19 protein-coding genes are annotated in these 19,080 nt (G+C 47.0%); 6 read left to right on the top strand and 13 right to left on the bottom strand.

Going from position 1 to position 19,080, the window contains the following annotated elements:
• Positions 1-98: 98 nt before the first annotated feature.
• Positions 99-557, top strand: a complete 459-nt coding sequence (locus MHB82_RS12770; RefSeq protein WP_095358378.1) for an SET domain-containing protein — start codon at positions 99-101, stop codon at positions 555-557.
• Between the two features lie 180 nt (positions 558-737).
• Here the strand turns inward: MHB82_RS12770 and MHB82_RS12765 are convergent, their stop codons facing one another.
• From MHB82_RS12765 to MHB82_RS12750, 4 genes are read right to left on the bottom strand one after another with little or no spacing between them, the layout of a single operon-like run.
• Entirely contained in the window at positions 738-1,349 is a 612-nt protein-coding gene (locus MHB82_RS12765) for a DUF1349 domain-containing protein (protein ID WP_341174830.1), read from the bottom strand.
• A gap of 29 nt (positions 1,350-1,378) precedes the next feature.
• Positions 1,379-2,722, bottom strand: coding sequence for a dihydrolipoyl dehydrogenase family protein (locus MHB82_RS12760; protein ID WP_341174829.1), 1,344 nt, complete (start codon positions 2,720-2,722; stop codon positions 1,379-1,381).
• 36 nt (positions 2,723-2,758) lie between these two features.
• Positions 2,759-4,273, bottom strand: a complete 1,515-nt coding sequence (gene opuFB, locus MHB82_RS12755; RefSeq protein WP_341174828.1) for an osmoprotectant update ABC transporter permease/substrate-binding subunit OpuFB — start codon at positions 4,271-4,273, stop codon at positions 2,759-2,761.
• A complete protein-coding gene (locus tag MHB82_RS12750; protein ID WP_341174827.1) occupies positions 4,266-5,270 on the bottom strand; it encodes an ABC transporter ATP-binding protein in 1,005 nt (334 codons plus the stop codon). Before MHB82_RS12750 ends, opuFB begins: the two co-directional genes overlap by 8 nt.
• Before the next feature lie 217 nt (positions 5,271-5,487).
• On the opposite strand from MHB82_RS12750, the gene MHB82_RS12745 reads away from it, so the two are divergent.
• Both MHB82_RS12745 and MHB82_RS12740 read left to right on the top strand, forming a co-directional pair.
• Positions 5,488-5,850 carry an iron-sulfur cluster biosynthesis family protein gene (locus MHB82_RS12745; RefSeq protein WP_110822424.1) on the top strand — a complete coding sequence of 121 codons (363 nt, stop codon included), beginning with the start codon at positions 5,488-5,490 and terminating at the stop codon, positions 5,848-5,850.
• Between the two features lie 262 nt (positions 5,851-6,112).
• A complete protein-coding gene (locus MHB82_RS12740) occupies positions 6,113-6,889 on the top strand; it encodes a M15 family metallopeptidase (RefSeq protein ID WP_095358384.1) in 777 nt (258 codons plus the stop codon).
• Positions 6,890-7,033: 144 nt separating this feature from the next.
• Here the strand turns inward: MHB82_RS12740 and MHB82_RS12735 are convergent, their stop codons facing one another.
• Entirely contained in the window at positions 7,034-7,273 is a 240-nt protein-coding gene (locus tag MHB82_RS12735) for a hypothetical protein (RefSeq protein ID WP_095358385.1), read from the bottom strand.
• A gap of 131 nt (positions 7,274-7,404) precedes the next feature.
• On the opposite strand from MHB82_RS12735, the gene MHB82_RS12730 reads away from it, so the two are divergent.
• Positions 7,405-8,037 carry a nitroreductase family protein gene (locus MHB82_RS12730; protein WP_110822426.1) on the top strand — a complete coding sequence of 211 codons (633 nt, stop codon included), beginning with the start codon at positions 7,405-7,407 and terminating at the stop codon, positions 8,035-8,037.
• A gap of 45 nt (positions 8,038-8,082) precedes the next feature.
• On the opposite strand, the gene MHB82_RS12725 is transcribed toward MHB82_RS12730, so the two are convergent.
• A complete protein-coding gene (locus MHB82_RS12725) occupies positions 8,083-8,967 on the bottom strand; it encodes a leucine-rich repeat domain-containing protein (RefSeq protein ID WP_341174826.1) in 885 nt (294 codons plus the stop codon).
• A 236-nt stretch (positions 8,968-9,203) separates the two neighbouring features.
• Between MHB82_RS12725 and MHB82_RS12720 the strand changes: the two genes are divergently transcribed.
• Entirely contained in the window at positions 9,204-9,662 is a 459-nt protein-coding gene (locus MHB82_RS12720) for an AraC family transcriptional regulator (RefSeq protein WP_095358674.1), read from the top strand.
• Positions 9,663-9,739: 77 nt separating this feature from the next.
• Here the strand turns inward: MHB82_RS12720 and MHB82_RS12715 are convergent, their stop codons facing one another.
• The 3 genes from MHB82_RS12715 to MHB82_RS12705 form a co-directional block, all read right to left on the bottom strand.
• Positions 9,740-10,984 carry an aminopeptidase gene (locus tag MHB82_RS12715; protein WP_095287487.1) on the bottom strand — a complete coding sequence of 415 codons (1,245 nt, stop codon included), beginning with the start codon at positions 10,982-10,984 and terminating at the stop codon, positions 9,740-9,742.
• Between the two features lie 41 nt (positions 10,985-11,025).
• Positions 11,026-12,567 (bottom strand): acyl-CoA synthetase, encoded by a 1,542-nt coding sequence (locus MHB82_RS12710; RefSeq protein WP_341176631.1) that lies wholly within the window; start codon positions 12,565-12,567, stop codon positions 11,026-11,028.
• A gap of 249 nt (positions 12,568-12,816) precedes the next feature.
• Entirely contained in the window at positions 12,817-13,821 is a 1,005-nt protein-coding gene (locus tag MHB82_RS12705; RefSeq protein ID WP_095358390.1) for an aldo/keto reductase, read from the bottom strand.
• A 202-nt stretch (positions 13,822-14,023) separates the two neighbouring features.
• On the opposite strand from MHB82_RS12705, the gene MHB82_RS12700 reads away from it, so the two are divergent.
• A complete protein-coding gene (locus tag MHB82_RS12700) occupies positions 14,024-14,866 on the top strand; it encodes an AraC family transcriptional regulator (RefSeq protein ID WP_341174825.1) in 843 nt (280 codons plus the stop codon).
• A 95-nt stretch (positions 14,867-14,961) separates the two neighbouring features.
• Here the strand turns inward: MHB82_RS12700 and MHB82_RS12695 are convergent, their stop codons facing one another.
• The 4 genes from MHB82_RS12695 to MHB82_RS12680 form a co-directional block, all read right to left on the bottom strand.
• A complete protein-coding gene (locus MHB82_RS12695; protein WP_095358391.1) occupies positions 14,962-15,360 on the bottom strand; it encodes an Asp23/Gls24 family envelope stress response protein in 399 nt (132 codons plus the stop codon).
• Between the two features lie 230 nt (positions 15,361-15,590).
• On the bottom strand, positions 15,591-16,670 hold the full coding sequence (locus tag MHB82_RS12690; protein WP_095358392.1) for an AI-2E family transporter: 1,080 nt from the start codon (positions 16,668-16,670) through the stop codon (positions 15,591-15,593).
• A 95-nt stretch (positions 16,671-16,765) separates the two neighbouring features.
• Complete coding sequence (locus MHB82_RS12685; RefSeq protein WP_341174824.1) at positions 16,766-18,205, bottom strand: sensor histidine kinase; 1,440 nt, start codon at positions 18,203-18,205, stop codon at positions 16,766-16,768.
• Entirely contained in the window at positions 18,183-18,890 is a 708-nt protein-coding gene (locus tag MHB82_RS12680; protein WP_341174823.1) for a response regulator transcription factor, read from the bottom strand. The genes MHB82_RS12685 and MHB82_RS12680 overlap by 23 nt, the downstream gene beginning before the upstream one ends.
• Positions 18,891-19,080: the final 190 nt, after the last annotated feature.

Here is a 19,080-nt window from a genome sequence, read left to right as displayed (position 1 = left end):
CTCAACGCCATATTTGCCTTATATGCATGAATCGGTTAAAATTTGGCCTTAAACTACTATAGAACGGAGCTCTCTCAGGCGAGCATCAGGTGAACATTATGATTGAAGTAAAACAATCCAAATTGGGTGATGGCGAATTTAATCGAGGGGTTTTTGCCACAGTGGATATTCCCAAAGGTCAATTGATTCATCAGGCCCCGGTTGTCCCTTATCCCAACGAAGACCACGAACATGTCGAAAAAACGATCCTGGAGGATTATGTATTTGAGTACGGTGCCAACCACACCGCCATTTTGCTGGGATACGGCAGCTTGATCAATCATTCGTACGAGCCCAACGCAACCTATGATATCAACTTTGAAAACCATACATTTGACTTCTATGCTTATACAGATATCAAAGCGGGCGAAGAGATCCTGATCAATTACAATGGCGAAGAAGACAACATGGACCCGTTATGGTTCCTGGACGATTATGAAGAACGGATGCGTGAGCTGAACGAAGCTGAGGAACGTAACGAAGAGAATGATAATGGTGAGAACAACGAAACGAAGTAATTTGATGTAAAAATGAGTAATCCAGAGACTAGACAGAATAATCGCAGCGTCACATCTCGCGGAATTCCTGCTGAGGATTCTGTCTACTCCCCTCCCCAAAACGTAAACAAGCAAGCCTTCCATACAGGAAGGACTTGCTTGTTTGGCATGGAAAGAACCGTTCAACGGTTGCTTCCGTTCTCAATCCAGTATGGGCGGATCGGTGTGCAAATCCTTATCAGGTGCCGTTGTTCTCCACTTCGTGAAGGCAACTTCAAATCCCGCTCGCTTGGGTGAACACAGGAATGGACCTGCCTGCTTGTTCGCCGGATAGGCAAACCGCGCAACCCGAATGGTTCGCCAAGGATGTTCGTCCGTACGCGCCCGAATGACTACCGCTTCGTTGTGGTAGGAAGCTCGAATGGTAACCTTACGTCCTCCCCATTCCGGAACAGGCGATAGCGACCAGTCCGAGAAGTGATCCGTTACCACAGCGCCGATATGAACGATCCCATCGTTTACTTCCACGCCAGCCTTGATCCATTGTTCACGGCTGTGCCAGAGCATTAAACCTGCCTGATCATAAAGTTCAGTAAAAGAACTTAGATCAAACGTAATTTCGACGGCTTCATAACCGTCCCAAGGCGTCAGAAGGGCATGTCCATTTTGGTGACTGAATCCATAGAACGTGTTCTCCCAAAAATCACTGCCTTCCTGTGCCTCCACGATGAAACGCTCTCCCTCTGTACGGGTTGCAACCGGTTCAGTGGTCCATTTGGCATCTGATGTGCCCAGAAATTGTGCTGCAGACATGTTTTCAACACCCTCCCCTAATCAAAACGTCAAATCAAAGAGCCCAAATCCGATGCGGCGGTAGGATATGCAAAATTCATGGTGCTTAATTGATCGGCTGTCAGTTCGAACTGAATGGCCATGGCAAACAGGTTAATCAGCTCTTCGGTCTCGCTGCCCAGTACATGGGCTCCCAGGATACGTCCTGAGTCGTTGTCGATCACGACTTTGGCCATGGCATACTTCTCATTTGTCCGTTTATAAGTATACCATTGCGACATGTCATTTACCTTCACCTCGTAGCCTTCCTCCTGCGCTTGATCCACACTAAGACCAACAGAGCCCAGCGATGGTACGGTAAACACGATGGACGGCATAACGTTGTAGTTCGGCACCGTATGGTTGCCCTTCAGCAAATTGAAGGCTACAGCCCGTGACTCTTGGCCTGCCAGAGGCGTTAGGGGAAGCCCCTTCGTTGCAGCAACGTCACCGGCTGCGTATACTTGGGGATTGCTGGTGCTTTGTAAATACTCATTCACGGTGATGCCATTCTCACTATAGCTGACCTTTCCCTTTTCCAGTTCCAAACTATCCATATTAGGGATACGTCCCGCTCCATGCACCACCCGTCCACCATGCCACTGATGATCGGCTCCGTTCCGGGTACCACTGACCACGAAGGTCTCCCCCTGTTTCCGAATAGACTTCACTTCCGCGTTCAGATGAACGTGAATGCCGATCTCTTCCGATTTTTGAACCAGCAAGTCAACAAGCTCCGGATCAAACTGCTCCAGCGGCCGCTCTCCCCGGTGGATAATGTGCACATCGCTTCCTGCTCTTGCAGCGATGTGGGCAAATTCAAACGCAATGTAACCTCCGCCCACCAAAATCAGTTGATCCGGAAGCTGATCCAGTTCCAGAAAATCATCGCTGTAAAGAAGATGTTCTGAGCCATCTATTGGGAGCGGTGCAGGCTGCGCGCCAGTTGCAATCAGAATATGTTTTCCATGCAGCACTTCATCTCCCACACGAATGTGATTCTCATCTACAAAAGAAGCCTTGCCATGGAATGTATCCATACCGGCCTGTTTGAATTTATCCTCGCTGGCTCTCGGAATGCTCGCCGTAAATGTTCGTTTGAAGGCCATAAGTTCCGGCCAGTTTATGGTCGTCCTTCCTTGAGCACCCTTCCCCAGCATCCGTTCATTCCAGTCGATCAGTTCAGCAGCTCCTGCTAGTACTTTCTTCGGATCGCAGCCTCGTAGGGCGCAAGTTCCGCCAAATTCACGCTCATCAATCACGGCTATTTTCCACCCGGCTTCAGCACAGCGAGATACAACTGAATTCGCTGCACTACCAGTTCCTATTGCAATTAGATCGTATACTTGTGTCATGAATTGTTCCTCCTCTTCCCTTTTCCCCATTGAAATTTATAGTAAACCCGCCTTCTGTAAATAGTCGGACGCAACCTGCTCCGGACGGGCTCCATTCACATTCACCTCATAATTCATCTGACGCATCTCATCATCTGTAATGCGTCCCGCCAGCTGATTCAGTATCTCGATCAGCTGCGGATAGGCATCTGCCGTCTCCTTGCGCAGCAGCGGAGCTCCCTGATATGGCGGGAATAGCTCCTGATCATCTTCAAGCACCACGAGATTATACTGCCTGAGCTCACTATCCGTGGAATAGGCATCAACCAGATTAATATCACCTCGCTGAAGAGCTGCATATCGAAGTTTGGGTTCCATTGTGGCGACGTCAGGAAACTGAATGCCATATTTCTTCTGTATCCCCAGATAACCGTCTTCACGGTCCGAGAATTCAAGTGTGAACCCAGCCTTAATCTGCTGCTGAGCAGACTTAAGGTCTGATATGGTTTTTAGGTCATATTGGTCGGCAACCTTCTCCGGGACTGCCAACGTGTACGTGTTGTTGTAAACCATCGGGTTCAATAGCACCATACCAAAACGGCTAAGCATTCCGTCTCTTGCCTGTTCATAAACTTGTGTGCGATCCGTATTAACAGCCGTTTCCTTCAAGAATTCAGATATTGTTGTTCCAGTAAATTCGGGGTAGATATCAATGTCGCCGGATCGTAGAGCATTGAACAAAAAGGGAGTCTTCCCCAAACCAGGTTTCAATTCAACCGAAAGATCTGTGTGCTCCTCAATCAGCAGCTTGTACATGTTAATGAGAATCTCAGGCTCTGCACCCAGCTTCCCCGCAATGACCAGATCCTTCTGTTCACTGCGGAATAGTAATGGAATGGCAATCACAAGTACAGCGATCAAGGCCAGTGTACCAAGTGTACCAACCGTTTTTCGAAAAGACAGCCGTTGGAACTGCCGAAGCAGGACATCGAACAAAATCGCCAATAATGCTGCCGGTATCGCCCCTAAAATAATAAGTGCTGTATCATTACGATCGATCCCAAGCAGAATCAGATCACCGAGGCCACCTGCGCCTATTAATGCTGCTAGAGTTGCGGTACCCACGATAAGAACCATTGCCGTACGAATCCCTGCCATAATGACAGGCATTGCAAGCGGCAGCTCCACTTTGCTCAAACGCTGTCGACTATTCATGCCCATCGCATTGGCGGCTTCAATCATGGAAGGGTCCACTTCGGTTATCCCTGTATAAGTATTGCGGAGTATCGGAAGCAGGGCATATACCACTAGTGCAATAATCGCTGGTACTGTACCGATACCGAACAGCGGAATGAGCAACCCAAGAAGAGCAAGTGATGGAATGGTCTGCAAGATAGCCGTAACACCGATGATCGGTTCAGCAACTTTGGGTTTTCGGGTTAAGTAAATGCCGAGTGGAATTGCAATGAGAACAGCGAGAAACAGGGCGATAAATGAAATCTGTACATGCTCCAGAAGAGCTGTTAACAGCTGCCCTTTGCGCTCATTAAATACCTCTGAGAATTTACTCATGGGTCTCACCCCGCTCTTGCAGCTGACCAGACCAGTACCTCAGCACATCCGCCCTGCTCACTTGTCCTACAATCTGATGATTCTTCTCGACCAGCAAGGTATCGTATGCATCCAAGACATCCAATAACTCCGTCAATGTCATAGAAATCGGGACTGCTGTCTTGGCAGACTTCGGAACATGGCCTGGTGCAATAGGTGTCATAATCGATTCAAGATTGAAATTTGTCTGAGTATGAGAAGACAAGTTCACGCTATGATCTTGATTCACGTCTGTGCCAGGACTTCCGACAAAATGACGCACAAATTCATCCGCGGGGTTCTGTAACAGCTCTTCAGGTTTTCCCACCTGCAGTACTTGTCCATCCTTCAAAATACATATGCGATCACCCAGCTTCATGGCTTCTTGTATGTCATGCGTAACAAACACAATCGTTTTCTTCATCTGACGCTGAATCTCCAGAATATCGTCCTGCAATTTCTCCCTGCTCATTGGGTCGAGTGCACTGAACGGTTCATCCATAAGCACAATCTTGGGATCTGCCGCCAGTGCCCGCAGTACGCCGATTCTTTGCTGCTGTCCACCCGACAGTTCTGCTGGTTTGCGATCACTGTAGGTCTCTCCGTTTAATCCCACCATATCTAGCAAGTTATGTACCCGTTCATGAATCTGGGCAGGCTTCCATTTTTTCAATTCAGGAACAACAGCGATATTTTCGGCAATTGTCATGTGTGGAAACAAGGCGATCTGCTGCAGTACATATCCGATATTCCAGCGTAATTCGTGAATGTTAAATTCATCGATTGGCCGCTCCTGGATACGAATCGTTCCATCCGTTCGTTCAATCAGGCGATTTATCATTTTGAGCATCGTCGTTTTGCCGCAGCCGCTAGGCCCAATCATGACCATTAGTTCGCCTTTATTGATTTTGAGGTTAACCTGATGAAGAGCCTGTGTCCCATCAGGGTATTGCTTGGATACATTTTTGAATTCAATCATCCGTACATGTCTCTCCTTTAATTAACCTTTCATATCTCATCTATTTCCCCAAAAGAACACCCCAATAATCATCACATGCACGGAGATCTTCTTCCGATCCGACCAGACATGTATAAATTATTTGCGTTGATTTGGAAGCAAGGTGGTATAATGAAAGGAGAGTCAACTACTTCATTTACATTTCAGGATTATTTTCAACATATAAGGAGTGAGCGCGATGCATATTCAAATTACAGATCTGGCTGCAGCGAGATTAACCGAGAGCTTGAATGACCAACCTGGCTACTTCAAAGTGTTTTATGACACTGAAGGCTGTGGCTGCAACGGAATTCTGGTCCTCTTGATTGTAGATGAACCTGCTGCACTGGATGAGCAGATCGAGACCAACCTGGTTCCATTCTATGTTGATCCGAAGCAACAATTAAATCTCGAACAGCATATGAAGCTGGATACGGAGGAAAACTATCCTTCCTTCACGTTGAGCAGTGATTCCGGTGTACTTAGCAGCAACGTTCGGGTTAGGGATACGCGAGCTGTAAGTGCGGGAAAATCCAGTGCACCTGATGCATGCATGCTGTAAACAATAACCTTCATGATCTCAAACAATCGTAGAACGTTATTTATCCGATAAGCAAAGACTCTGCACTGAATGCAGAGTCTTTTTTGGTGTTCCTTTTGGCCAAATGACCGAAACTATGAATCTCGCATGATTTGTTTACAACTCGGAAACAATTGGAGAACCTATGGATATAATCCTCTAGTATACTCGGTATATAGAAACGCATGCCTGGTATCGATCAGATGCAGCATGCCAGAGATTCATTAACCCGAGGAGGAACATCATGAAATCATTCACACGCAAATCTATCATATCCACTCTACTCATAGGCTCTGTCGTAGCAGGAGCTGCCTTCACTGCCTTTCCCTTTGTACCATCCATGACGCCAGTCGCATCGGCTGCTAGCTCTAGTTTCACTCAATTTTTGCATGATAACGCGCCAAGCCGCACCATTAAAACAAGCAGCAGCGGTCTCGCAACGGTAACGAATCTAGCCAGCACCGTGGTACTCGTGAACAAAAAAAGAAATCTGCCTTCAACCTATGCACCCAAAGATTTGGTTGTACCGAATATTCCATTCAGCTTCTCCGGCTCCAGTCCGAAGAAACAAATGCGTAAGGTCGCTGCTACCGCGATCGAAAAGCTGTTTGCAGCAGCCAAAAAAGACGGCATTGACATCAAAGCCGTATCTGGTTACCGTTCCTATTCGACACAGAAATCCATCTTCGAACGAAATGCAAGTATCAAAGGTGAAGCTGTAGCCAACAAGACAAGTGCTCGCCCAGGTCAAAGTGAACATCAAACCGGACTTGCCATGGATATTTCCAGTGCATCCGTAGGCTACGATCTGCAGCAGAGCTTCGGCAACACCAAAGAGGGCAAATGGCTGAAGGCCAATGCCCACAAGTATGGATTTATCATTCGATATGGCAAGGATCAGGAGAAGTTGACCGGTTACTCTTATGAACCCTGGCATGTGCGTTACGTTGGGGTCTATATCGCTGGGGAAATTACAAGTCAGAAACTTACTCTGGAACAATATCTGGAGCGCGCCAAATAACGAAGAGGTTGCTGTACACTAAGGAAAAAAATTGAACCAGGAGCCGGAGCCCGGAAGGGGGCATTCTGCTCCTGCATACTACACGATAACTACATGATGCTTTTGGTTAAGACATCATAGGTTTCTGCAGCAACATTTTTATGATTAAAAACTGACCATTCTTTTGACCGCTAGAGGCAGTCGTTTCAAACCTTCGGTTCCCGCCCAGGAACCTGCTCCTGCCAGGAGTGCATTGTGACACAAATAAAATGCAGCATGGTAGGCAAGCGTGCCAACGATGATTTCCATGACGAAAAATCGCTTCAATGTGGAGGATTGAATGACATATACCTTGAATTCGTGATAGGAGCTCTCCCTCCTGAATCTGGTGATGAACGTCCTCATGTTTCACCTCTACTGTTTTTATTAAAGGTTATGGCCCTTTGGTCTTGTCTTATTCGAAAATAATACTTACCAAAAGTAACCAAGCGTGTTATAGTCAATTTATACTTTATACATAAGCGAGGTAAACCACCATGAGTGCACTGGAAAACTTGGTCAAAAACCGTAGATCTGCCGTTATTTTTGAAGAAGGTATCGAAATCCCGGAAGCCGATTTGCAGCAGATGTTTGCATTAAACAAATTTGCCCCATCAGCCTTTAACCTTCAGCATACCCACTACCTGGTCTTGACCGACCCGGCCCAAAAAGAAAAAGCATACGAAGCCTCACAGCAATACAAAGTAAAAACAGCCTCGGCTGTCATCGTTGTTCTGGGTGATATCAAGGCTCACCACCACATCCGCACGATTAACGAAGGTTTACTGCATTTGGGTGTGCTCAATCCGTTTGAATATGAACAGGAGTCCCAAAGTGTTTTTGATTTCTACGAAGCCCGTGGCAGTGTGTTTCAGCGTGAAGACGCGATCCGTAATGCCAGCCTGTCGGCGATGCAGCTGATGCTGATTGCACAGGATATGGGATGGGATACGTGTCCCATGATTGGTTTTGACGCCGATGAACTGCAGAGCAGTCTGAATGTTCCCGAACATTACGTTCCTGTCATGATGATTACGATTGGTAAAAAGTCAGAAGCCAAACAACGCCCACGCGGCTATCGTAAACCCATCAACGAGTACGTCAGCTTTAATAAAATGCATGCAGAGTAAATCCATTCAAATAGATATACCAAAAAAAGCCACGGTTCCGTGGCTTTAATACATTTCATAGATCAGCTGCTCCGACAATTGTAGGTTCTCATCGAACTCCGCATAGATGTACATTCGGCCTGCTGGTGTATCACCCGCGTCATACCCGAGCCTGAAAACCTCACAGTCCTGAAATTCCACATCTGCCAAAACCAATTCTGATATATCCTCATCCGGATGCGCTTCGGCGATGAACACCAGTGCTTGTTCAGCAAGCGACTGCCATCGCCTCCACGCTTCTTCCATATACGGAGTCAGTTCTTCCATCTCTGCCTTAGTCGAAACCTGTGCGGTAACGACGAGCTCACCTCCCCCTTGGATCGGCAAATTCAGTTGATAGTTGGAGAATGAGCCATTCGTTAGATCCACACTCGTAAGGTAATTACTGGCGCAGTTAAGCTGCTTAAGCAATGTATTATGATGAAGCTCAAGTGAAAAAAGAGCATTATAGCTGCAACCCAGTTCTTCAAGCTCTACCTGCTTGTCCAGATCCAATTGGGACAGCATGTTCCAATGGCATTCCAGATGAATAAGTTTGGGATTATGACTTACATCCAATTGCCGCAGTCGATTGAAGCTGCAATCCAATCGTTCCAATTCGGTATTCGAGCTAAGGTCAAGCGAGAGAATTTGATTTTCCTTGCAGTGTAAAATTCTGAGCTTATTAATGCGCCCAAGATCCACATACGTTATTTGATTATAGCTACAGTCCAGTTCTTCGAGGTCTCTGAAATGTTCAATCCCGCTCAGACTTCTCACATCTTGACTTGTGAGTTGCAATGAAGTTACCTCTTGGATGTCACTCTCCTGAATAGAATCCCGTTGATTACAAAATTGGTCCAATACATACTGTCTGAAACGTTCATCCGTAAAGGCATGTGTAATATCCATTTCCGGAATCTCCCTTCCTCATTTCATATCGAAACGTCCACCATGCATATCATCCCTATTCTATGGTGAACCGGTTCAGGAATCAATCAGGAAGCTTACATACAAGACCTAGAACCCACCGTTAAACGAAGTCCCCTCCTGCGTCTCTCCTTATACGAAAAGAGTTATGCAAATTTTTTTATACCATGTTAACATCCATCAAGTAAGAGAATTCCTTTGGGAAGGGAAGATAGAAAATGGAAATGTCTATGGAACATCTGGCGGCATGTCGAATCGCTTATGTAAGGCAGGTTGGTCCTTATGGTTCTGCAAACGTCCAAGCTATGAACCAGTTAAAACAGTGGGCAAACGAGAAACGATTACTCACAGAAGCTGCCGTATTATATGGCATACCACAGGATAACCCATCAACGACACCACCGCACCACTGCAGATACGATGCCGCAATCGTGCTCCATGAACTTGAACTCCCTGAAGATGACTCGATAGAGATTGGAGAGCTCCAGGGCGGGAACTATCTCATCTGCAAGGTTAGACACACGCCAGAAGGTATTCAGCAAGCATGGAATGAAATAATCCCTTATCTGCAAAACAACCGTTATATCATGGATCACCAACCGGTTCTGGAGCGATATCGTTGGGATCTCCTCGAACAGCATGAGTGCGAAATATGTGTGCCTGTGAAACAGGTCTAAACTAATCCGTTGGACAGCACAAAAAAAGTGACTTCATCATTGAAGTCACTTTTTCACTAGTCTACTCTGTAAAAATATTAAAATGCCCAGTTGCCTTTGCGGAATACTGGTTCAATTGTGCCATCCTGCAGCTCGCCGTCAATGTCCAGTTCAGCCGATCCAATCATGAAGTCGACGTGAGTCAAACTCACATTACACTCATGTTTAAGCAATTCCTCGTTGGACATCGTTGTGCCATCCTTCATATTAAACGGATATGCGCTGCCTACAGCCAGATGGCAGGATGCATTCTCATCAATACCGGTATTATAGAAAATACGATTCAGGTTCGAGATAGGTGAATCATGCGGTACAAGTGCCACCTCACCCAGATAACGCGCTCCTTCATCCGTAGCGAACAGGTTCTTCAGATGCTCTTCACCGGAAGCCGCTGTGAAAGCTACAACCTGGCCGTCCTTAAACGTTATTCTCATCTGATCTACCAGCTGTCCGTTCAAGTTCAGAGGCATCGTACTGCTGACATATCCATTAACACCGCTGCGTTTCGGCATAGTAAATACTTCTTCGGTTGGCATGTTCGCAACTGTATACACACCTGCTTTATTCTCACTTCCGCCGCCACCCCAGATGTGATTGTCTACCAACTCAATTTTCAAGTCCGTTCCTGGTGCGCGGTAGTGCAGGCTCTTATAATTTTTCTGATTCAGCTGATCACTCTTCGTGTTAAGTGTGTCCAGATGCTGTCTCCAGTTCTGGATGGCATCACCGCCATCCACACGATTCATTTTGAAGATGGTGTCCCACATCACATTGATGCGGTCTTCCTCAGGTATGTCGGCAAACACCTTATTCGCCCATGCCTTGGTCGGCGCCTTGATCAGGCACCAGCTGATTTCATGGTTGCGCGTATATTTCGAATAACCGCGGCGTGCCTGGGCAGCCGCCTTGGTAGCACGAGAAACCTTGTCGGAATCAATTCCGTTATACAGTTCCGGGTCCGGTACTTTGATCGTTAAGGTAGCGCCGCCAGCCTCTGCAAATCTCTCCATCATGTCGCCTTTCCATGCCGGATAGTAATCGAAGCTGTCGTCAGAACCTTGCTGGAAACGACTGCGTGTAATTTGATCGTCTTCAAAATCCACCTGTACATACTTGGCCCCGGCAGCATATGCCTTTGCAACGATCAGGCGAGTAAACTCAAGCGTTTCGATAGGAGCTGTAACAAGCAGATCCTGTCCTTTTTGAATGTTCACGCCTACTTTGACCACCAGTTCTGCATATTGTTCCAACGATTGCTCAAACGTTTGCTCGAAATTACTCATAGGTTCATTCACTCCTGATTCATATAGAATTAATTCATGTTTTACGCATTTTTCTTTTCCTGCTCGCGCAGTTCAATCCGGCGGATCTTGCCAGAATTCGTCTTCGGCAGATCCGTCACAAATTCAATTTTGCGCGGATACTTGTATGGTGCGGTCCATTCCTTGACGTGATGCTGCAGCTCACGCACCAGTTCTGGTGAAGCAAGGGACTCGTCTCTGAGCACAACAAAGGCTTTGACCACATTGCCCCGAATTTCATCCGGACTGGCAACGACGGCACACTCCTTCACACTGGCGTGTTTCATCAGCGCCTCTTCCACTTCAAACGGTCCTATCGTATATCCGGAGCTGATGATAATATCGTCGCTGCGGCCTTCGAACCAGAAGTATCCTTCTTCGTCCCTGCGTGCGCGGTCACCTGTTACGAAATATTCCCCGCGCTGATTTGCTTCTTTCCGCCCTGCATCCTTATAATACGTACGGAACAAGGCAGGCATATCCTGATGAACGGCGATATCACCCACTACCCCTGCAGGTTGAGGTTGCCCGTCCTCGTTAACAATCTCAATGAGGCCCGGCGTAATCGATTGTCCCATGGACCCGATCCGTACTGGCGCATCTTTCAGACTGCCGATCAGCAATGTACTTTCGGTCTGGCCGTATCCATCACGAATGGTCAGGTCGAAGTGACGCTGGAAGATCTCAATCACTTCCTGATTCAAGGGTTCACCAGCTGATACTGCACTGCGGAGTTTGGACAGATCATAGTGACCGAGGTCATCGGCTTTTGCCATCAGACGATATTCCGTTGGTGTGCAGCATAGTACGTTAATGCCATGCTCCTGCATTAGCTCCAAATAGCGCTTTGGCTGGAATGATCCGTTATAAACCAGACCTGTTGCTCCTCTTCCGAGTACGGAAAGGAACGGGCTCCAGATCCATTTTTGCCATCCCGGCGCGGCTGTGGCCCATACGATATCTGATGGCTGAATATCCAGCCATAACGTGGAAGCGATACGCAGGTGGGCATATCCCCAGCCGTGGCTATGTACAACTCCTTTTGGATTTCCGGTTGTGCCGGAAGTGTAGGCCAGAATGGCGATATCATCACGGTGTGTCTCTACGGCATTCATCTCATCCGACTGACCTTCCATCAGCTGATGTACGTTAACCCAGCCCTCAGCGGGAACGCTGCTGTCGCCAGATGGTGATGCCACTATGCGGTGAGCCAGTGCAGGCAGGTCTGCATCCATTTTCTCCACTTCAGCCGTTGTCTCGGACCATACAATGACCGCACGCGCCTCTGAATGCCGCAGGCGGTACTCCAAGTCCTTGGCACGCAGCATTTCGGACGAAGGAATCACGGCAATCCCTAGTTTCAGACAAGCGATATAAATGACATAGGCAATGATGCGGCGTGGTACCATGACCAGCACCCGATCACCCTTTTCCAAGCCCAAATCACGCAAGCCTCCGGCAAGACGGTTAGCCTGCTTAAACAACTCTCCGTACGTAATCTCTTCTAATTCTTTTTGATCGCTGAGCCATCTAAGTGCAATCCGATCTGACGGGTGGTTCTCCATCTCGGATGTCAGGTTATAGGTTTCAGGCGAAATCCACTGTTCAAAATTCAAATGGAGCCTCTCCTTCATATTTCAAATGTATAGCATCTATATATTATACCCTAAATCCTAGGACCAGGTGCTATGATATGAACACCTTTTTGAAAAAAAATAAACACAGGTCAATTATAATGAACTCTCATTACAACTGACTTGTGTTATTCTCACGATTTTATTCGTGATTTCTGAACGTTTTTCGTTCCATTTATTTTACCAGGCGTAATTTCCAATCCCGTTCAGAATGCCTTCAATTTCATTCAATTCTTCGGTTGTCAGGCTAGGTGCTTTCAATGCGGCAACATTCTCTTCGATCTGTGAAACACGGCTTGCGCCAATCAATGCAGAGGTTACGCGGTTGTCACGGAGAATCCAATTCAGCGCCAGTTGGGAAATGGTTTGCTCCCTGCGCTCAGCAACGGCCTGAAGAGCTTCAAACTTGGCAATTCGTTCGTCTGTATAGGCTTCTGTTCTCATATTGCCTGTCGGGTTCGCACGTTCTTCCTTGATCTTGTCCACGTATTTGTTCGTCAGTTGACCTCGCCCCAGAGGACAAAATGCAATGGAGCCTACGCCCTGCTCATCCAGTACATCCTGTAATCCGTCTTCGATCCAGCGGTTAAGCATGGAATAGTTCGGTTGGTGGACGAGGCAAGGCGTTCCCAGATTACGCAAAATGGCGACCGCCTCTTTTGTCTGCTCCGCATCATAGTTGGATAATCCGACATACAGCGCTTTGCCCTGTCTTACGATATGATCCAGCGCAGCCATCGTTTCCTCCAGCGGTGTATTCGGATCCGGACGGTGATGATAGAAAATATCCACATACTCAAGCCCCATCCGTCCAAGGCTCTGATCCAGGCTGGCAATCAGGTTTTTGCGGGAACCCCACTCGCCATAGGGACCTTTCCACATATAATATCCGGCTTTCGTCGAGATAAGCAGTTCATCCCGGTATGGGCGCAGATGTTTTTTGAACAAGACACCAAAGTTCTCCTCGGCAGATCCTGGGGGTGGTCCGTAGTTGTTCGCCAGATCAAAATGGTTAATTCCGAGATCAAATGAACGCAGAATCATCTCTTCCTGAATATCCAGCGTGCGGTTTCCGCCAAAGTTCTGCCACAGGCCAAGTGCAATTTGCGGCAGTCTGATTCCGGATTTGCCGGAACGTGCATACTTCATCTCATCGTAACGCTGTTCATTAGCAGTATAAGGCATATCATTTTCTCTCATTTCTTGTTAAAGTGGGTGAATACCCTTTCATCTTAGTCAGTTTCGGTCCAAAACGATATGGCATATCGCTATAACCATATGGAATAATACTTGTTGTCTATCCATAGAATCACATCTTTATTTCATATCCACATACTAAAAACATGTTAAAATGCAAGATGAAATAAACTACACAGGAGTGAATGCCTTGATTACATATATGTTCAAAAACAATCCGTTCCAGGATCTGCAGCTCCTTCATTATGGAACCGAACCCTGCACACCGGGTCACCACTTCGGCCCAGCCATGCGGGATCATTACAAAATCCATTATATTTTGGATGGCAAGGGTACTTTCGAAGTCGGAGGCAAAACCTATGAACTGCATAAGGGCCAAGGCTTCCTCATCGTCCCGAATTCCGTCGTGCACTATAAGGCTGATCTGGAAGATCCATGGGAATACAGCTGGGTTGCTTTTCAAGGAAATGCCTCCCATTCACTATTACAGCAGGCCTGTCTGTCGGAGCAGCATCCGATCTTCGAACTGGAAAATGACGATGAAATGCGTTCCTGTCTGCATCGCATGATCCGTTCCCGGAATACACACAAAGGATGGGAGATTAGCATGACTGGATGGTTATACCAATTTTTCTCCATTCTGATCGATCATGCAAACGAAGACATCCTTCCACCCGAGCAAGAGTTCTCCAAAGAAACATATGTCACCCAGGTCATGGACTTTGTTGAGATGAACTATGCGAATCCTATCACGGTGCAATCCATTGCTTCTCATATCGGCTTGCAGCGCAGCTATCTGTGCTCCCTGTTCAAAGACCGGATGGGCACCAGCATTCAATCCTATTTGGTCAACTACCGGATGCGCAAGGCTGCCGAACTGACTCTAGATACCGGGTTGACCATTGGAGATATCTCCCGCTCTGTCGGATATTCCGATCAGCTTCTCTTCTCCAAAATGTTCAAAAAGGTGATGGGCGAAGCCCCCACCCATTACCGTAAACACAAAGCAGCACCTTCCCGGTTAAGCAGTTAACGGGAGGGTGCTGTTCTTTTACTTACACATAAGCTCAGACAGCATAACCTGTCCATCGATAATCTTCATTCCTTTTCCGCAAGAGACCATCTCAGCTACACTTGCTCCTGCATGGATACACCGACGACATGCACTTTAATCTCATTGACCAGAATGCCTGTCATCTGCTCCACGGCCTGCTGTACATTGTGCTGGAGCTCCTTGCACACTTGGTGCATCTTGAACCCGTACTGCACATTAATACGCAGCTGAATGGAGGCCTGGTCATCTTTTACATCAACGTCAATGCCTTTCTGCAGACTCTTGCCGCTGATGCTCTTCGCAATGCCTTCGGTCAAACCAACCGACATGGAAGAGATGCCGGAGGTGGCCTGAGCTGCTATACCCACGATCTTGGATACGACATCATTAGAGATGTGAATGGCACCCATCCGGACGGCTTGAGGTTCGATGTATTCGGGTTCGATATATTCTTTAGGGATGATTTCAGACATGGTTCCCACTCCTTCTATGGTTAATTGAATGATTAAAATATAAGGTAGTTACTCAATCTACACTCTGTCACTCCAATTGCAGTACCATCTTCCGATCGCTGTTACCCCCAGATTTCTTTGATTCCCTTTCCAAGGGAGAAATCCGGGGATAAACGCGAACGCTTCGCTTCTTCAGATTGGTTCTGCACTTTCCGTTAACGTGTTAATTCTAGACAACACTTATCGAATAATCAGGCATTCTGCCATTTTTCCTTGAAGAACAGCTGGTAGACTCTGACCAGAATAATTTTAACGATCATGTAGACAGGGATGATGATCAAGATGGCAATGATGCCGCCGAGATCCCCTGCACCCAGCACCAATATAATGGTGGTCAACGGATGAATGTCGAGCTTTTTGCCAAACACATACGGAGCGACCAGATTGTCCTGAATTTGCTGGGCCACCAGAATAATAATCAGCGACCAGATCGCCACCGATGGCGACTGAATCAGACCGATAATGACAATGGGGATGGACGACACGATAGCGCCGATAAATGGAACAAAGTTCATAATTACGGCAACGACGGTAAGCAGCAGTGCATACGGCAGACCAATGATCAGGAAACCAATATACATCAGTACACCGAGCGCGAGATTAACCAGTACTCTTCCGACAATAAAGCCACTAAGTGCCTGATCGATCTCAAGAACAACCTCACGGCTGTCTTTTTGGAACCGTTTAGGTGCGATATGCACCAGTTTGCGGCCGAATTTCTCTCCCTGTTTCAGCATGTAGAACAAGATGATCGGGAACGTAAACAGAATGATCGCAAAACTGGAAATGAGCGAGAACAATCCACTCACATAGTTGGTCACGAAGGTAAATCCTTTATTAATATAATCCGTAAGCTGAGAAAACGGCGTGGATCCCTCTGGGAATAATGCCGTGATCGCTCCGTTCTGCTCCAGTTCTCTCAACTGTACACTGAGTGAATTAATCAAATTCGGTGCATTGTCCACCAGATTGATCAGCTGCTCACGCAAGGACGGCCATAACCCCACAATGAACAGGACGAGCAGCACACCGAAGACCAGATAGATCAGCAATATGCTGAGTGTTCGGTTCAGCTTCTTCCGTTCCATGTAATTCACGAGCGGCCTTAGCAGATAATAAAAGAATACGGACAGCATCATAGGCACTGTGATAACTGTAATCATGGTCACCAGCGGCTGAAAGATAAAGCTGACGCGTGATAACAGGTAGATATTGACGAGCACCAGAGCCAGCGCAATGCTGAAACGGACAAACGAACTTGCTTTAAACAAAATGTTCCCCTCCACATAACCTTTTCTTTTTTCAGGATTTTTCTACAGGTTTTTTCTGCCCTCTTCGTTAACCGTTTAAATGTACATTCAACTTATCAGTTTGGAATTTGAATGGTAAACACAGTAGTCTCCTTGCCTCGCTGGGACAGGATCAGTCGTCCGCCCATCTTCTCTGTATTTCGCCGGGCAATCGCGAGTCCAAGTCCGGTTCCGCCGGTACCGGTGCGTGCTTCATCTCCTCGTACAAATGGATCAAAAATGGTGCTCCACAGTTCCTGGGGAATACCGACCCCCGTGTCTGCAACCTCAATGACTACATGCGTATCAAGCGGAATCAATTCCACCCGCAGCTCCGTTCCGTTCGGATTGTAGGACAGCGCATTGGTAATGAGGTTTTGAATAACCCGTGACAGTAATTCAGGATCGTATCTGGCGTATATCTCCTGATCAGGTACCAGCACATGAAGCACAAATTGTTTCTGCTCAATCTCACCATAGGTATCCGCCATGACTTCACGCACGAATTCCCCGATCTCTCTCTTCTGGATCTGCATGTGATAATCGGGTGAGTCCACCTTGAGCAGTTCGAGCATGTTCTGTATCATTCGTGCCACCTGAACGGACTTGTTATAGATATATCCCAGATAACGCTGCTGCCTTTCCTGGTTTTCTACCCGTCCCTCCACTAGAGCCTGAGCATATCCCTGTATGGAGGTAATTGGTGTTTTTAGATCATGCGACAGATCCACGATCAGCCGCTGTTTGCTCTCTTCCGCATACCGCTTTTCAGCCGAGGTATTCTCGATGACATCTGCCATATAATTAAACGTCTCGCCGATCTGGACAAATTCCTTCTCTGCCGAGATGGACAAGCGTGTACTGTAATTTCCCTGAATCATCTGGGTAAGCCCCAGTGATAAAATACTCAGTGGTTTTTTGATACGGCGTGCGACCCAATAGCTGTATACGAATATCAGGAGCAGAACGAAGCCAACTCCGATCATGATGTAAAATGACAAAGGGTGCTTCAGATTGGTAATCAGCAGATTTTCATTCATACGAATACTCACCAGATCACGCGGTATTTTCAGCAGTACATACTTCGCATCTCTCTCTGCTGCGTATGGAGAAATGGAATAATAATATGTACTATCGCTTCGATTCTCCAGTCCGGCATACAACTCCGACTCACTGTAATATGTAACTGCATCCTGCTTGACACCGATCTGGCGAATGACCGAACGATCTGCATCCAGAATTTCGATCCACCCTCCGCTATCCATCAGACGCTGAATTTCCATGCTTGAAGAGTCATCCTCAAGCCGCTTGTTCAATTCGGCTGCATAGACGTGCGCCTCGACGTTCAGATCAGGATCAACCACCTGATCCGAAATGCGGAAATCCACGACATCCAGCGAAACCATGAGATAGACAATCAAGACGAGCAGCAGCAAAAAGAAGTTGAACAGCAGGAAGTCCAGTGTCAGGGACGTTTGCAAAAGTCGCTTTTCTCTAGCTTTCCGTTGGCGCTTCAATTTTGTATCCGAGTCCCCTTATCGTTTTTAAATATTCCGGTTGTCTGGAGTCGCGCTCGATCTTCTCGCGAATGTTGCTGATGTGCACCATAATGGTGCTATCTTCATGCGCGTAATAGTCCCCCCACACCGCCTCGTATATTTTCTTGCGTGTGAATACCCGGCCAGGCTGCTCCAGCAGCAGATCCACAATTTTGTATTCCGTGGAGGTTAGGGTTACAGGTTTGCCTGATCGAAAAAGCACACATTTGGAGCGATCCAGCATAAGTTCACCAAGAACAAGATTAGTCTCCTGGGGTGCTGCGGATTCAGGGGCGTCAAATTGATTCACACGTCTTAACAAAGCTTCTACACGAGCAACAATCTCCAGCGGATTAAACGGCTTTGAAATATAATCATCCGCACCGAGTCCAAGTCCGAGAATCTTGTCATGGTCCTGGCTTTTGGCAGATAGAAACAGGACGGGCATATGATGGGTTGCCCTAATTTGCTTGATTAACTGAAGTCCATCCATTACAGGCATCATAATATCCAAAATGACAAGATCGACCGGTACAGAACGAATGCATTCCAGCGCCTCCGCTCCATTCGCGGCAGTCCTGATGTCATAGTCCTTTTCAAGGTACAGTTGAAGCAGTTCTACGATCTCTGGTTCATCATCTGCAATCAATACGGTGTATCTCATGTTATTCCTCTCATTTCTTCATTCCTCAATCATCGGCATTGTATTCTTTTACATGTATCTTACTACTATATACCACGTCCCTTAAATCCACCTAAATCAAATCTAAAGATAACCTAAATAAAAGCCCTGGCATGTGCCGGGGCTCGTAATTCTTCTATCCATTCAACTCAATGCTGCTGAAGCTTCAATG

The organism is Paenibacillus sp. FSL K6-2862, from assembly GCF_038005125.1.
GTDB classification, from domain to species: domain Bacteria; phylum Bacillota; class Bacilli; order Paenibacillales; family Paenibacillaceae; genus Paenibacillus; species Paenibacillus illinoisensis_A.
The sequence above is the reverse complement of the archived record's forward strand: the minus strand, read 5'-3'. Positions and strand labels throughout refer to the sequence as shown.